This window comes from Ligilactobacillus animalis (assembly GCF_009933595.1).
GTDB lineage: Bacteria > Bacillota > Bacilli > Lactobacillales > Lactobacillaceae > Ligilactobacillus > Ligilactobacillus animalis.
This window is the reverse complement of record NZ_CP047141.1, coordinates 702,049-716,705: the sequence shown is the minus strand read 5'-3', so window position 1 is coordinate 716,705 and position 14,657 is coordinate 702,049. Positions and strand designations below refer to the sequence as shown.

Sequence of the window (14,657 nt, the reverse complement as noted above, 5' to 3'; positions counted from 1 at the left end):
CTTCCTTTGATATTAAATTATCGTCATAACTGCAATGATCGCAGCTACTAGACCAATTGCCCAAAAAGTTAGATCGATACGCCATTCACTCCAGCCACATTCTTCAAAATGGTGGTGGATAGGACTCATCTTGAAGATCCGTTTACCCGTCAATTTAAAGCTTGCGACTTGTAAGATCACACTAAGCGTTTCTAAGACGAAGATGATCCCGATCACCAACAACGACAACTCTTGGTGTAAGATGATCGAAACGGCTGCCAAAGCTCCCCCTAGAGCTAATGAGCCAGTATCACCCATGAAGATCTTGGCTGGTTTATGATTGAACCCTAAAAAGGCGATCAAAGCACCGATCACGGATAAACAAAAGATCAAAACATCGTATTGTGCTTGATGATAGGCGATGATCGCATAAGCACCAAAAGCAATGATCGCTTGGCCTGAGACCAACCCATCGATTCCATCGGTCAAATTGACCGCATTTGAAAAGCCGACCAACCAAAAAAGCACAAATAAAACATAAACGAAGCCTAAAGTGACCTCATGTCCAAAGAATGAAAGTGCAAAAGGCAACTTTTCATGATGATAGACAGCTAAAAAGATCAAGCCCCCGATTATTTGGCCCAATAATTTTTGCCAAGGCTTCAAGCCTTCATTTTGCTTTTTCCATAATTTGACGGAATCGTCAAAGAAACCTAAAAAGCCATATAACAGTAAGATAAAGTCTAAGACCAAGATCTTAGGACTTAGCATGTGCAAGCCTAGTGGGACCCAAAGCCCCGTAACAATGATCGCTAAATTAAAGGTAAAGCCCCCCATCGTTGGTGTTCCCGCTTTTACTTGGTGCCAACTTGGCCCTTCTTTGCGGATCATTTGTCCTTGCTTTTTTTTGTGTGCATAGCTGATAAACATCGGTGTAAATAAAGCAGTCAATACTAAACTGCTGATCACCGGGATCAACATTTGAAAAATAGTCATGTTATTTTTCCTTCCTCTTTTTTTCTATCTATTTTATTTTAACTCAACTGTCAATTTTGTTTGCTTACTTAGCTTTTCACCAGGTGCAACGCTTTGCTTAGTAACATAGCCATTCCCCTGAACGTCTAAGTCAATACCAGTCAGCTCGGATAATTTCATCACATCAAGGCGCGACCAACCAGTGATATCTGGCATCGTCAGCGTTCCATTTGTGACTAAGATCACACGCTCACCAGTCAACATGCTCGTGCCGGCAGTCTGTGATTGTTTAACGACCTTTTTACCTTCGCCAATCACTGCTGGTACTAAGTCGCTTTGGGTCATTTCTTCACTAGCTTCTTTAGGTGACATCCCCTTCACGTCTGGGACACTGGTTTGTGCCTTTTCATCATTTGAGTCATTTGCCTCATCCAAAACGCGTTTCATCAAAGGATCAAAAATAGAAGCTAACATTCCCGTTTCACCTTGATCAGCAAAGGTCTTAGGTTGTTTCATCGTGATGTATAAAATGTATTTAGGATCATTTATCGGCGCCATCCCAGCAACAGAGAATAGATAATTAGTCTCACCACTTAAATAACCTGTGCCATTTTCGTTGGCGATCTGCGCTGTCCCAGTCTTGACCCCAACATCATAACCATCGATCTTGTAGGCCGTCCCAGTCCCGTCTTTATCAGTCACAACATCTTGCATCATTTCACGAACTTCCTTAGCAGTTGAGCTTCTGATCGGTTTTCCGACTACAGTTGGTGATTGCGAAAAGACCGTCTTACCATTATTTGGGTCAACAACTTTGCTTACTAGATAAGGTTTGACCATCTTACCATTATTAGCCACAGCCGACATTGCTTGGAGCATTTGGAAGACAGTCACATTTACTCCTTGGCCAAAAGCAGTGTTAGCTTGTTCGATCGGATATTTGTATTCGATACTACCAGCTGCTTCATTCCCTAAACCAGCATTTGTTGACTTCAAAAGACCAAATTTTTTGATGTAATTTAGCCACGTCTTTTCTCCCATTGCTTGTTCGAGCTTAGCCATCCCAACATTTGAAGAACGAATAAAGCCTTCACGATAGGTGATATCACCCCAACCAGTCGTATTCCAATCATTGATCCGTTGACCGTCGATCTGATAAGAACCTGACTTAAAAGTGGCGTTAGCATTATAATTTCCACTATTGATCGCTGCTGCCATCGTCAAGATCTTCATGATCGAACCTGGTTCATAAGTATCTTCTAACAAGATATTGCGCCACATATCATTTAGCCCTTCTCCAGTCTGAGGGTTAAAGGTCGGCCGTTGACTCGCCGCAATGATCTCGCCCGTCTTGGCATTCATCAAAACAGCTGTCATCGATTTTGGCTTATAAGTTTCTTGCGCTTTATTCATCAAAGTCTCTAAATAAGTCTGAGTCCGCGTATCTAAAGTGGTATAAACATTATCGCCATCTTTAGCGGGCTTACTTTGTGATTTAGAATTAGGCAAAGTCGTCCCGCGTGAATCGATCGCGAGCTTATTGACTCCGTTGACGCCCTTTAGTTGTTTTTCAAAAACCTTTTCTAAGCCCATGACCCCAACTAAGTGAGATTGTTCATTTTCTGCCAGACCAACTAAGTGAGACGCAAAGACCCCGTTAGGATATAACCGTGCTTGAGCAGGTGTAAATTTGATCCCGCTGATCTTAGCAGCTTCGATCTTCTTTTTGGTCTCCATTGAGATATGTTTACCTTTGCTACCAAGCTCAACTTGATAGAGACCATCGTCGGCATCAAAGAGCTTGAGCAGGTCATCATAATTCATCCCTAAATTTTGACTCAAGACCTTAGCAGCTTTAGTCTTTTGTGAATCTTGCAAATAATCCGGTTTACCTTCAAGGGTCTTCGCCGATTTAGATAAGACGATATAGATCGAATAAGTCGTCGTATCTTCAGCGATCGGTTGATTTTGCGCATCATAGATCGTCCCGCGTTTGGCTTTGATCTCAGTTTGTTCGGCATACATTGCCTGTGCTAATTTGGTCAGATTTTTTCCGTGAGCCGTGTGTGTCAAACCCACATAAAAAAAACGACCAATAAATGTAAGAAAGACGATGATGACGATGAAAAATAACGCTCTTCCAAAATAACTGCGATTTCGCGGGTCTTGTTTTACATTTATCTGCCGTTTTTTAGTACTCATTTGGTAACATTCCTTATGTTTTTATCATTCATTTGTAAACCAACATCCTTGGCGATCTCCATCAAACGTGTCCGGCTAGACAGTTCGCTGATCTCTTCTTTCATGTTAGCATTTGAAGTCTGTAAAGTTGAGACTTTTTGATTGATATCTTGGATCGTTGCTTGGGTCTTGGTCACGGCCGTATTCGACCAGATCACCAAACATGACATGACCACTAATAATACACCTAAAGCGATCGCTGCATTGCGCTCTTGTTTAAAATACATCCTTCGCAACTGTCTAGCTGTATTTTGTGGTTGCTGATCTAGCGTAGTTTTTACCTGTGGAGCTTGAGGTGTTTCGAGTTTTCTTACTGCTTGTGCCAAAGTCTCACATCCTTTACTTTAATTTTTCAATTGCTCTTAATTTAGCCGAGTGTGCCCGATGATTAGCTTCGAGTTCCGCATCAGACGGTAAGATTGGCTTACGTGTTATCAATTTAAATTCTGGTTCAAGTTCAGCTGGGATAATTGGTAATCCGGCAGGAAGTTCTGGTAAACTCGCTTTTTCTTTGAACATCGTTTTAACTAAACGATCTTCTAACGACTGGAACGTGATCACACTGATCCGCCCACCAACATCAAGCACTTCAAACGCTTGATCTAAGGACTCTTCCAAAGCACCTAGCTCATCATTGACAGCTATACGGACTGCTTGGAAGACTTTCTTAGCCGGATGGCCCCCCTTACGTCGAGCTTTGGCCGGGATCCCAGCTTTGATCAGTTCAACTAGTTGGCCTGTTGTTTCGATCGGTGCTTGTTTTCTAGCGGCTTCGATCCGCCGAGCGATCGATTTAGCAAATTTTTCTTCACCATAGCGCATGAAGATCCGAACTAATTCTTGGTAGGACCAGTCATTGATCACTGTTTTAGCAGTCAAAGCTTGACTTTGATCCATCCGCATATCCAGTGTTGCATCGTGTTGATAACTAAAGCCACGTTCGCCAACATCAAATTGCGGTGAAGAAACTCCTAAGTCATATAAGATCCCATCAACTTTAGTGATCTGTTGCTCGGCTAAACATTCCTTTAGATTACGAAAGTTACTTTTGATAAAGGTCAATTTCTTACTGGCTAACTCATTTTGTAAACGTTTAGTATTGTAATCGATCGCAGTTTGATCTTGATCAAACGAGAACAACCTGCCCTTATCTGAAAGCTTTGACAAAATTAAACTGGTGTGACCCCCACCACCTAAAGTACAATCGACGTAGACGCCGTCTGGTTTGATATTGAGTTGTTCAACTGCTTCCTCTAATAGTACAGTCACATGATTAAATTCCGTCATTTTCTAATTCCTACAGCTTTCATCTTTCTTGCTTCCAATGTATAACGACGATCTAAAAACGATCATCAAAATATGTATTAAATATATGTTATACAATTAGATATTACCATAGTTCTACGCTTTGAACCACAATAATAACTAACAAATTCGCGATTTTTATAAAACGTTTTAGATATTTACTAAATATTAGTCTGTTTGTACTTAACTCACATAATACCTAAAAAACTTGCGACCTGAATCAACAATAAAATAATGTACATCCCAACGATAAAAATATCTAACGTTCGCCAGTAGATCACAAAAAAACGGCGGACCCGAAAGTCATCTTCGGTATACACTAAATACACCGTCAAAACTAGACCAAAAGCACTAGCCGCAAATGCTAAAAACGGTAATAACGAAAGCCCCGTCAAAGTGACCGAAAGCCCGTGGATTCCTAACAATAACACCAACATCATAATATCGATGATCCTTAAGCGTTTAGGCCAATATTTAGCGAAATTTTTCTTTAAAAATGTCAATGCCATCCAAATGATCAAAATGACAATTGGCATGATATACCACGTTGCGATCGCTGTAAACATCACTACCATCCTCAATTAAAAATATTACCCCTATTATACCAAGCATTTTTGCTACAAATCAATTGTAGACACACCAAAAACAAGGAAAACTTAACGCTTCATCAAAAGAAACTAATAACTCACTTGTACTATGAGATTTGACAGCGACCGACCTTTAAAGGTATAGTATAGTAAAAATTGGAAAGGTGTCGAGTATCGTGAGAGAAAAAAAGAAACGCACAACATTTCAAAAGATCACCATGGTCGTTGTTTGGCTCATGTTGATCTTCACACTTGGTAGTGTGATCCTCGGCTCACTTAGTGCTTTCTTCTAAAAGTAATGATGAACTAAAAAGGAACAGCCTAAAAATTAGGTTGTTCCTTTTTAGTTCATATATTTAGCGACGAAAGCACCAACTTTTTCAGTATATACCGTTGGATCTTGGTAGTAAGACATTCCATGGGCTGCACCTTTTACGACCCATAATTCCTTTTTACCAGCACTGGCTTGATAGTTTTCATACACCATTTCCGTTGGAACGAAGCTATCTTTACTGCCGTGGATAAATAGCGTCGGCAATTTATTTTGTTTTAATTGCTCAGTTGCACTCCCATTTTTGAAATTAAATCCGATAAATGGATGAGCCATCCAACTGGCTGTTGTTAAGATCGGTTCTTTTGGCAAACCAAATTGCGCACTCAATTGTGTCCCTAATTCTTCATTGATCGATGAATAGCCACAATCTTCAACGATCACCTTGACTTGCTTAGGTAATTTTTCACCACTCATCATCATAACAGTGGCGCCCCCCATGCTCACTCCGAACAAGCCGATCTTGGAATCTTGTCCCTTTTTAGCAATGAGCTGCTTGAGCCAATTTTGATAATCTAGTCGATCTTGCCAACCAAAAGTTATATAGTGGCCTTCACTTCTACCAGCTCCGCGATCATCAGGCGCTAAGACATTGTAGCCGAGGTCATGAAACATCCGAATGTAACTTGCCATCCGCAAGCTATTTTCACGATAACCATGAGCGATCACGATCGTCTCATTGGTTGCCTTTTTAGCTGGTACATAGCGCGCTTTCAACGTCAACTTGCCATCAGCTGACTTTTCTGTCCAAGTTTGTTGCTTAGTCTGAGTCAACCAGGCCTGATCTTTCTTCAAGAGTTCGGCTTTTTTCGGTGCTGAGGCCCCTAAACTGGCTGAATCACGCACAAAAGCATAATTGATGAGATACCCATTTACCCCTACGTAGATCAACAACAATAGTCCAATGACCCCAATAATGATCTTTTTTCTGTGTTTTTTCATCTTTCTTTCCCTTTTGCCTACAAGATCGGTGATAACAATCTTGAAAAGTATTGTTTAAATTTACGCCAACGTGATTGACGTTCAAAGTATTCTGGTGTTAATTTTGTACACTTAGCTAAATCAGCTTCAAAGAGCTCCTTGAGTTTAAGTGCCAATTTACGATCATATCCAAAAGCATTAGCCTCAAAGTTCAATTTAAAACTTCTAAAATCAAGGTTAGCTGAACCAACAGAAGTGATCTGGGAATCGACGACAAATGTCTTAGCATGTAAGAAACCATCGTCATACGTGTAAACTTCGACGCCACTATCGACCAAAACTTTAGCGTAATATTCAGTTGCCCGATAAACAAAAGCGTGGTCTGGCATACAAGGGATCATGATCTTGACTTTGACCCCAGATAAGGCCGCTACGACTAACGCTTCTAACACCGAATCGTCTGGTATCAAATACGGAGTTTGGATGTAAATGTAGTCATTTGCTCCGCTGATCAGTTTGAGATAGCCCTTCTTGATCGCTTCAACTTCACTATCCGGACCTGAGGAGATGATCTGAAGACCAACATTGCCTTTTTGTCGTTGCAATGGAAACAAACTCTCTTCATATTTTACTGGTTCTTTGCCCCGAACATTTTTGATCGTTGCATTCCAATCCATCAAAAAGCGCGATTGCATGGCAATAACAGCATTACCGACAACGCGGAGATGCGTATCGCGCCAGTGACCAAATTTCTTGGAACGACTGAGATATTGATCACCGATGTTAAAACCACCGATATAGCCGATCTTACCATCAATGATCGCTAATTTACGGTGCTCACGGTAATTGATCCGGGGACTGTGGATCCAAGCTTTTTTATAAGCAAAGAATGGTTCTGCCTCGCCACCAAGTTTTTCCAATTCATCAAAGAAATGCCGTTCTTGGCCCCGTGACCCCATGCTATCATAGATCACACGGACTTTAACACCACGTTTAGCGGCTGCTTCAAGACTGGCTAAGATCTTATTACCGATCCGATCACTGAAAAAGGAATAATATTCCAAGTGCACGTGATGTTTTGCAGCATCGATATCGGCTAGTAATTTAGCAAACTTATCGTGCCCGTCATCGTAAATATCGACTTGATTATTTTTGGTCAAGATAGCTTGATCAGTCTCCAGTAACAAGCGCACCGTTTGGCGGGCTTCAGGCGTACGCAAGCCTTCTGGCAAGAGCTCTTCTTCTTGCCATTGTTCCTTTTGCAACTCAACGAGCTGATCGATCCCGAGTCGTTCTTGCATCTTGAGATCAAACATCTTTTCTTTGGAGATATTTTTACCAACTAGTAAATAGATCCCAAAACCGATCACTGGCAATAGATTGAGCACCAAGAGCCAAGCCCAAGTTGCCGTAATATCACGTTTTTCTTTAAAAACAGTGATGATTGCTGCAATAACGTTCAATAGTAAGATCACTGTCAGCACACTAACTAATGTGTCCATTATTAAATTCTACCCCTCCATTATATGATCATTAACCTAGTATACACCTTAGTTTTAAGGCTGTCAGGGTCAGTTTACATTTTCCCCGAACCATTTACGGTTCAAACGTTCTAACGTCCCATTCTCCTTTAAAACTTTAAACGCTTCATTGATCTTCTTTTGTAGGGTCTTGTCACCCTTTCGCATTCCAACTACAAAATCTTCAGACGCAAACCCTGCGTTTTCTTTCCGATAACTAGCCGGATCTTTTTTATGCGCAATATAGTAGTTGGCATAAACGCTGTCGATCAATAGTCCTTGGATGCGATCAGCATCTAGATCCATGAAAGCATTGTTGAAGGTGTCGTATTGGATCGCTTCTTTGACATATTGTTTTAAAACTTTTGGTTCATCCAAGTAGGCTTGATAGCCCGAAGATCCACTTTGTAAACCTAAGATCTTGCCTTTCATGGAACTGTCATTTACGATCTGTTGGCTTTTTTTACTTACTAAGTATTGTTCATTCTTTAGGTATGGCTGACTGAAAGCCACATTTTTAGCACGTTCATCCGTCTTGGTATAGCCATTCCAGATCAGATCGATCGTTTGGTTGCGCAATTCAGTTTCTTTCATTGACCAATCGATCGTCTGAAAATCAGGCGTGATCCCGTATAGTTTAAAGACTTCCTTAGCTAGATCGATATCATATCCAACGAGCTTACCATCTTTTTGGCGAAAACCCATCGGTACAAAACTATCATCTAGTCCGATCACGACCCGCTTTTTTTGCTCGATCTGTTGCCAAGTATCGACCGTATCGGCTCTTTTTTTGACATCATTGCAGCCCGAAACGACTAATAAGAGACTTAGACCTAAACCAAGCGCTAGTAATTTTAAATATCGTTTCATCTATCTCAATTCCTTTAATTAGCCAGTGGTTTCACACGTAAAATATCATCAGCGATCTCTTCAGCAAAATCAATATCGTGCGTAACGATGATCTGCGTCATTTTATCTTTTTTCAGATCCAAAATGATCTCTTTGACAGTATCGCGCAGACCTGGATCTAAGGCTGAAGTGGGTTCATCATAGCACAAGATCCGTGGTTTCATCGCTAGAGCGCGGGCAATCGCGACCCGTTGCTTTTGTCCCCCTGATAGTTGCCAAGGATAAAGTTCACCTTTATCACCAAGCGCTAACTTTTGTAAAAGCTCTTGGGCTTCTGCTTGCGCTTCTTTCTTATCTTTTTTTAAGACCATCGTTGGAGCTAGCATCACATTTTGTAACACGGTCAAATGCGGGAAGAGATTGTATTCTTGGAAAACCACCCCGATCACAGCATCATTGGTACTATTGACGTATGGATCAAAGGCGACCCCATCTACCAAGATCTGCCCGCTGTCGATCCGTTCTAAACCACTGATACACCGTAAAAGTGTGGTCTTACCACCACCAGATTGCCCTACGATACACAAGATCTTGCCATCTTCTACAGTCAGATCAACATGATCCAAGATCGTTCTATCGCCAAATTTTTTAGTTACTTCTTTTAGTTCTAACATGTTGATCACTCCTTATTTCCAATAACTATAGTGCTGCTCGATCTTTTTCAAAACATAAGTGAAAAAGGCCGTCATCATCAAATACATCGCGCCCACTAGCAATAGTGGCACTAAAGTCACATCCCGACTTGTCGCAACATTACCTGCGCGCAAGAGATCACCTAGACCGATCACATAAACTAAACTTGAGTCCTTGACTAAGTTGATCACTTCATTACCGATCGAAGGGATCACGATCTTGATCACCTGTGGAGCTACGACTTTGCGGATCGTTTGCCAGTAGCTCAAGCGTAAGACCTTAGCACTTTCATATTGCCCTTTATCGATCGATTGCAAGCCCCCACGAAAGATCTCAGCAAAATATGCTGTGTAGTTCAAAATAAATGCCACCAACGCAGCTTCATACCGTGGTAACACGATCCCTGTTCCTAACAGCGGAAGTCCATAAAAGACAAAGATCAATTGCAATAACAGCGGTGTTCCTCGCATCAGCCAAACATAGATACCTAATATTTTTTGAAGTATCTTAAATCGTGACATCATCCCTAAAGAAACGATCAAACCTAAAGGCAAAGAACCAACTAAGGTCCAAAAAAATACTGATAAGGTCACTCCCATCCCTGAAATCAACGAGGGCATGACTTCCATGATATAATCCATCCCAAATTCCTCCATTTTTTAACTTACTGGTAAAAGAAAAACACCCTCTTGGAAAAAATCCAAGAGGGCGTTTTACGCGGTTCCACCTCATATTTACTCCTTTCTCACAAAAGGAGTCTCAGTGAGTTAACTTAACTCAAGTGTAACGGACTTCTGACCGGATACACCTACTACTTTAGGTTCAGTGTACCAATTCACGGATGTGGTTCAAAAATGCCACCTCTATCCTTTTCAGCTCCCGGATAGTCTCTTTTTCAGGTAAACATCTTCTACTCTTCCGCTCGATATCGTTAAATAATTTTTCATAAAGATTAACATTTATCGGTAAAACTGTCAACAACAAATCTGGCTTATTTGCGTTTGAACCAAGAACTCATCTTCTTGAAAAAGCCACCTTGTTCGTCTTCTTTAAGTGTCATCAACGGGATCGTTTCACCCTCTAAACGCCGTGCGATATTACGATATCCCTTAGATGCTTCACTCTTTTCATCTAAAATAACAGGTTCGCCCTTGTTCGAAAAACCAATTACATTATCATCATCAAAGACGATCCCGATCAATTTGATCGATAAATGCCGCGTGATCTCATCAACATCCATCATTTGACCATCATGCATCATCTTCTTTTTGATCCGATTGATGATAAGCATCGGTGGTTCTTCTAAATTCTGTTGTTCAAGCAACCCGACTACCCGATCAGCATCTCGAACGGCTGAGATCTCAGGTGTCGAGACTACGATTGCTTCATCCGCACCAGCTACTGCATTAGCAAAACCTTGTTCGATCCCAGCTGGGCAATCGAGCAACACATAGTCAAACTCAGATCGTAACTCATCAACGATCTGTTTAGCTTCTTCCGGTTCAAGGGCCGATTTATCCGTATTTTGCGCTGCAGGTAACAGGAATAAATTGTCGCCAAAACGCTTGTCTTTGATCAAGGCTTGGGGTAACTTAGCTCTACCTTGCGCCACATCAATGATATCGTAAATGATACGATTATCTAAGCCCAAAATAACATCTAGGTTTCTTAAACCGATATCTAGATCGACCAGACAGACTTTTTTGCCCATCAAAGCCAAGGCTGTTCCGAGATTAGCAGTCGTAGTTGTCTTACCAACGCCGCCTTTTCCCGATGTAATAACGATCGATTTTCCCATTTAAAACCCTCCTATTTGTGTAAAAATTTTAGGCCTAAGTGTTTTTAATTCAGCAAGCGTCGTATAGCTTAAAGCATGCAGGTCATTGACATAAGCAACGACTTTATCGGCTTGCATATCTGGCTCGATGATGTCTACTAGATCACTGATCCGAACTTGTTGTGCCCGTTTAAAATTCCCAGCGATCACTGAGATCACATTATCACTATAGCCAGCATGTAAGATCCCTTCGACATTTCCTAAAACAAAGATACTCCCGGTCGCTTGCAAAATGCCACCCTTATGGATATTGCCTAAAAACAAGACGTCACCCTTGATCAACTTGACTTGACCGTTACGGATCGTATCACTATTGACATGGACGGTATGTTCTTCCATAAATTCAAGTGCATCTTTAGTATCTACCACATCAGAAACAAACTTATAGATCGAAAAACGAGGATAATTTCCAACTAATTCTTCGATCTTTTGCTTTTGTTTTGCACTCAACAAGCGTCTTTCGGTATTGACCGTAAACGAGATCTGTTTTTCTTCACCGACAGTATCAAGTTGTAGTTTTCGAAATAGGTCTTTTAATTCGGACAGCGCCTGATCAAAATCTGCATTATCACGTATGATCAGTTCATATCCGTCTTTGTAGCCCTTTAACACAGCTGCCTGCATCAGCTTGCACCTTCCTTATTTATCGAGAAGAATACTTCTCAAAGAAATTTTTGACTGGGATAAATAATAGCGAAAACACCGCCAAGTTATACGCCAGTGACGGCCCTAAAGTTTGCACCACAAAATCAGCTGAACCAGTTGCCGTCAGTCCGATCAGGGAGTTGGCCCAATATGCCAAAGCCGTAACGAGCGTAACATCTATCAGATATATTAATAGTACCACAATAAAGTTAGAAGTGAAAAAACGATACACTTCTCGGTTCAAATAAACGATCAAAGGAAAAATGATCATAAAGATCCCTAAGATCCCCGTATAGTACATATCAAAAATCAATCCAGCAATAAATGCCCATAGCATCAAACGGTCAACTTCACCATAGAAAATCGCCATCACTAGCCATAACAAGGTCAAGCGACTCTCGATCGAAATTGAACTTGTAAAAAAATACTGAGCATATAAGCTACTAAGTGTCCCATCCAAAACGATGCAGATGATCAACCCTAGAGGAAAATAATATTTTAGCTTGGAATTTGCCATCATTCTGCCCCCTAGTCTGCACGTTTAGCCACAGTCACAACACTAAGATCTGTCATATCAGCAGCTGGCTCGATATAAACTTTTGTCGCTAACCCATCATCATCATCCGTTGTTTTGACGACTTTTCCGATCAATAAGCCCTTAGGAGTATTACCACCCATCCCAGAGGTAATGACCTCAGTATTCTTCTTGATCTTCTTCTTAGAAGTGATCTGTCCCATGATCAACTGATTTTTTTGTCGGTCATAGCCCGTGATCAAACCGTTGATCACTTCGCCATCACTTTCCAATTGGACTGCAAAACGGTTAGCCGAATCATTTTGCGTCGTGAGCAATTCAACTTTACTGTTGGTCTTATTGACTTCCACGACCCGTCCGACTAAGCCCTTACGTGATAAAACGGCAGCATTTTTAGTCACACCTGCAAATGATCCCTTTGAGATCACGATCTGATTTTGCCAAGAAGATGGTGTCCGAGATAAAACATGGGCACTGATCTTTGAATAATCAGTCAAGCTTTCATCTAATTTCAACTGTTCTTTTAATTGTTTATTTTCCTTACGTAAGGTTTGGTTTTCAACTTTATCGGCTGCCAAACTATCGATCTGTTGCTTTAATTTCTGATTTTCCTCATACGTGTTGAGTAGATCAGAAACAGAGCCACCTACATGCGCGACTCCAGCAACCGGAAAACTGATGACCCGATCAACTAGACCAAAAGCTTCATTACCAAACTGTTGCACAAATGTTGGCATCGATCGATTATTACGCACTGTGATCGAAAATGCGATCAGTAAAAAACTGATGATCAAAGCGACCAGTGTAATAACAAGTTTTTTATTGAAAAAAAACTTTTGCATAAAAAACCTCCTGAACTCGATAAGATCCGCATTAAAAATTAAGAGGCTGGACGACTAAACCCCAACCTCCTAACTTTAGACTTTAACCGCCTATTTATCTTTTCTTCATTACATCAATGCTCTTAAGTGATTCGCCTGTCCCAACAGCCACACAGTCAAGTGGATCTTGAGCCACGAATACAGGCACTTTTGTTGCTTCAGAGATCACATCTGGTAAGTGGCGTAATAACGCACCACCACCAGTTAAAACGATCCCATGATCGATCACGTCAGCTGCGATCTCAGGAGATGTTTCTTCTAATGTTTCTTTGATAGCTGTGATGATCTCTTGCACTACTTCTTGGATCGCTTCAGCTACATCTTCGGGGCGGATCTCGATCGTCTTAGGTAGACCTGTCACTAAATCACGTCCACGGATCGTTTGACTATCCAATTCCTTAGCAGCTTCAACAGAAGCAGAGGCAACGTTGATCTTTAATTGTTCAGCTGTACGTTCACCGATCAACAAATTGTAATTTTTACGTACATAGTAGATGATCGAATCATCGATCTTGTCACCAGCCATCCGAATCGAACGGCTAGATACGATCCCACCCAAGGAGATCGTTGCAACGTCAGTCGTCCCACCACCGATATCAACGACCATGCTACCAGTTGGATCCATAACTGGTAGACCAGCACCGATCGCAGCTGCAAATGGTTCTTCGATCACGTAAGCATCTTTAGCCCCTGCAACTCGAGTAGCATCGATCACAGCACGCTTTTCAACTTCAGTTACACCACTAGGTACACAGACCATGACATATGGCTTAGCAGTCTTGCTACCAACAGCTTTTTCAATATAATATTTCATCATGGAGACAGTTGTATCATAATCAGCAATGACACCGTCTTTCATTGGACGGATCGCTACGATACTTGCTGGTGTGCGCCCGATCATATCACGCGCTTCTGAACCAACAGATACGACTTCGCCAGTTTTAGTATTTTTAGCTACGACAGAAGGTTCGCGTAATACAATTCCCTTATTTTCAGCATAAACGATCGTATTAGCAGTCCCTAAATCGATTCCGATATTTTTTGTTCCGATTCCGAACACGTTGTTTCATCCCTTCGCAAACTCTAAATGAGTACTTAATTCAAGATATTTTAATTGTAACATTGAATCGCCGTGTTTCCAACATATTTTCATGTTTTACCTTGGCAATGACAAATAAAAAGAAAAAATTTTGATCCTTTTTTGAAAAAATTTTCCTCTTACTCGAGCAGTTGCTCCAGCTAGCCAAAAATTTTATAAATTGTTGAAATTGATTCTCTTCAATTTCAGTATTATATCATAAATCAAAGCTTAATTTTTATTTAATCTAGATAAATTTTTATTTCAACTAATTTTTTTA

At 41.0% G+C, this 14,657-nt stretch carries 16 protein-coding genes and 1 other annotated feature; of the genes, 1 reads left to right on the top strand and 15 read right to left on the bottom strand.

The annotated features are described in order from the left end of the window. Positions 1–12: 12 nt before the first annotated feature. The 5 genes from mraY to GSR62_RS03510 all read right to left on the bottom strand — a co-directional run bounded on the left by mraY (position 13) and on the right by GSR62_RS03510 (position 5,066). Positions 13–975 (bottom strand): phospho-N-acetylmuramoyl-pentapeptide-transferase, encoded by a 963-nt coding sequence (mraY, locus tag GSR62_RS03530; RefSeq protein ID WP_066023818.1) that lies wholly within the window; start codon positions 973–975, stop codon positions 13–15. 33 nt (positions 976–1,008) lie between these two features. Next, the gene (locus GSR62_RS03525; protein ID WP_066023817.1) at positions 1,009–3,156 is read right to left on the bottom strand and encodes a penicillin-binding transpeptidase domain-containing protein; all 2,148 of its coding nucleotides are present in this window, start codon (positions 3,154–3,156) and stop codon (positions 1,009–1,011) included. Further along, the gene (gene ftsL, locus GSR62_RS03520) at positions 3,153–3,521 is read right to left on the bottom strand and encodes a cell division protein FtsL (RefSeq protein WP_066023816.1); all 369 of its coding nucleotides are present in this window, start codon (positions 3,519–3,521) and stop codon (positions 3,153–3,155) included. The genes GSR62_RS03525 and ftsL overlap by 4 nt, the downstream gene beginning before the upstream one ends. Before the next feature lie 13 nt (positions 3,522–3,534). After that, complete coding sequence (gene rsmH, locus GSR62_RS03515; protein ID WP_035448946.1) at positions 3,535–4,482, bottom strand: 16S rRNA (cytosine(1402)-N(4))-methyltransferase RsmH; 948 nt, start codon at positions 4,480–4,482, stop codon at positions 3,535–3,537. Positions 4,483–4,688: 206 nt separating this feature from the next. Then, positions 4,689–5,066 carry a DUF3397 family protein gene (locus GSR62_RS03510; protein WP_035448944.1) on the bottom strand — a complete coding sequence of 126 codons (378 nt, stop codon included), beginning with the start codon at positions 5,064–5,066 and terminating at the stop codon, positions 4,689–4,691. A 197-nt stretch (positions 5,067–5,263) separates the two neighbouring features. On the opposite strand from GSR62_RS03510, the gene GSR62_RS03505 reads away from it, so the two are divergent. Then, on the top strand, positions 5,264–5,380 hold the full coding sequence (locus GSR62_RS03505) for a DUF4044 domain-containing protein (RefSeq protein WP_035448942.1): 117 nt from the start codon (positions 5,264–5,266) through the stop codon (positions 5,378–5,380). A 50-nt stretch (positions 5,381–5,430) separates the two neighbouring features. Here GSR62_RS03505 and GSR62_RS03500 read toward each other — a convergent pair whose 3' ends face one another. The 10 genes from GSR62_RS03500 to GSR62_RS03455 all read right to left on the bottom strand — a co-directional run bounded on the left by GSR62_RS03500 (position 5,431) and on the right by GSR62_RS03455 (position 14,359). Continuing rightward, positions 5,431–6,360 carry an alpha/beta hydrolase gene (locus tag GSR62_RS03500; protein WP_066023815.1) on the bottom strand — a complete coding sequence of 310 codons (930 nt, stop codon included), beginning with the start codon at positions 6,358–6,360 and terminating at the stop codon, positions 5,431–5,433. Between the two features lie 17 nt (positions 6,361–6,377). Then, a complete protein-coding gene (gene cls, locus GSR62_RS03495; RefSeq protein WP_010688727.1) occupies positions 6,378–7,841 on the bottom strand; it encodes a cardiolipin synthase in 1,464 nt (487 codons plus the stop codon). Between the two features lie 69 nt (positions 7,842–7,910). Then, positions 7,911–8,729: an amino acid ABC transporter substrate-binding protein gene (locus tag GSR62_RS03490; RefSeq protein ID WP_010688726.1), complete on the bottom strand. Its 819-nt coding sequence runs from the start codon at positions 8,727–8,729 to the stop codon at positions 7,911–7,913. Between the two features lie 14 nt (positions 8,730–8,743). Further along, on the bottom strand, positions 8,744–9,382 hold the full coding sequence (locus tag GSR62_RS03485; protein WP_010688725.1) for an amino acid ABC transporter ATP-binding protein: 639 nt from the start codon (positions 9,380–9,382) through the stop codon (positions 8,744–8,746). 12 nt (positions 9,383–9,394) lie between these two features. Then, positions 9,395–10,042, bottom strand: coding sequence for an amino acid ABC transporter permease (locus tag GSR62_RS03480; RefSeq protein WP_035448939.1), 648 nt, complete (start codon positions 10,040–10,042; stop codon positions 9,395–9,397). A 60-nt stretch (positions 10,043–10,102) separates the two neighbouring features. After that, positions 10,103–10,336, bottom strand: a binding site (T-box leader). Between the two features lie 56 nt (positions 10,337–10,392). Continuing rightward, a complete protein-coding gene (minD, locus tag GSR62_RS03475; protein ID WP_010688720.1) occupies positions 10,393–11,199 on the bottom strand; it encodes a septum site-determining protein MinD in 807 nt (268 codons plus the stop codon). Further along, complete coding sequence (locus GSR62_RS03470; RefSeq protein WP_010688718.1) at positions 11,200–11,862, bottom strand: septum site-determining protein MinC; 663 nt, start codon at positions 11,860–11,862, stop codon at positions 11,200–11,202. Positions 11,863–11,881: 19 nt separating this feature from the next. Further along, a complete protein-coding gene (gene mreD / locus GSR62_RS03465) occupies positions 11,882–12,400 on the bottom strand; it encodes a rod shape-determining protein MreD (RefSeq protein WP_010688717.1) in 519 nt (172 codons plus the stop codon). Between the two features lie 11 nt (positions 12,401–12,411). Then, entirely contained in the window at positions 12,412–13,260 is an 849-nt protein-coding gene (mreC, locus tag GSR62_RS03460) for a rod shape-determining protein MreC (protein WP_035448935.1), read from the bottom strand. A 94-nt stretch (positions 13,261–13,354) separates the two neighbouring features. Continuing rightward, positions 13,355–14,359 (bottom strand): rod shape-determining protein, encoded by a 1,005-nt coding sequence (locus GSR62_RS03455; protein ID WP_004049006.1) that lies wholly within the window; start codon positions 14,357–14,359, stop codon positions 13,355–13,357. Positions 14,360–14,657: the final 298 nt, after the last annotated feature.

What these genes read in the sequence shown, in the direction of transcription:
- GSR62_RS03525 (WP_066023817.1), bottom strand. Translation starts at nt 3,156, where the DNA reads ATGAGTACTAAAAAACGGCAGATAAATGTAAAACAAGACCCGCGAAAT.
- GSR62_RS03510 (WP_035448944.1), bottom strand. Translation starts at nt 5,066, where the DNA reads ATGTTTACAGCGATCGCAACGTGGTATATCATGCCAATTGTCATTTTG.
- minD (WP_010688720.1), bottom strand. Translation starts at nt 11,199, where the DNA reads ATGGGAAAATCGATCGTTATTACATCGGGAAAAGGCGGCGTTGGTAAG.
- GSR62_RS03490 (WP_010688726.1), bottom strand. Translation starts at nt 8,729, where the DNA reads ATGAAACGATATTTAAAATTACTAGCGCTTGGTTTAGGTCTAAGTCTC.
- GSR62_RS03485 (WP_010688725.1), bottom strand. Translation starts at nt 9,382, where the DNA reads ATGTTAGAACTAAAAGAAGTAACTAAAAAATTTGGCGATAGAACGATC.
- mraY (WP_066023818.1), bottom strand. Translation starts at nt 975, where the DNA reads ATGACTATTTTTCAAATGTTGATCCCGGTGATCAGCAGTTTAGTATTG.
- rsmH (WP_035448946.1), bottom strand. Translation starts at nt 4,482, where the DNA reads ATGACGGAATTTAATCATGTGACTGTACTATTAGAGGAAGCAGTTGAA.
- GSR62_RS03470 (WP_010688718.1), bottom strand. Translation starts at nt 11,862, where the DNA reads ATGCAGGCAGCTGTGTTAAAGGGCTACAAAGACGGATATGAACTGATC.
- mreC (WP_035448935.1), bottom strand. Translation starts at nt 13,260, where the DNA reads ATGCAAAAGTTTTTTTTCAATAAAAAACTTGTTATTACACTGGTCGCT.
- GSR62_RS03480 (WP_035448939.1), bottom strand. Translation starts at nt 10,042, where the DNA reads ATGGATTATATCATGGAAGTCATGCCCTCGTTGATTTCAGGGATGGGA.
- cls (WP_010688727.1), bottom strand. Translation starts at nt 7,841, where the DNA reads ATGGACACATTAGTTAGTGTGCTGACAGTGATCTTACTATTGAACGTT.
- GSR62_RS03500 (WP_066023815.1), bottom strand. Translation starts at nt 6,360, where the DNA reads ATGAAAAAACACAGAAAAAAGATCATTATTGGGGTCATTGGACTATTG.
- mreD (WP_010688717.1), bottom strand. Translation starts at nt 12,400, where the DNA reads ATGGCAAATTCCAAGCTAAAATATTATTTTCCTCTAGGGTTGATCATC.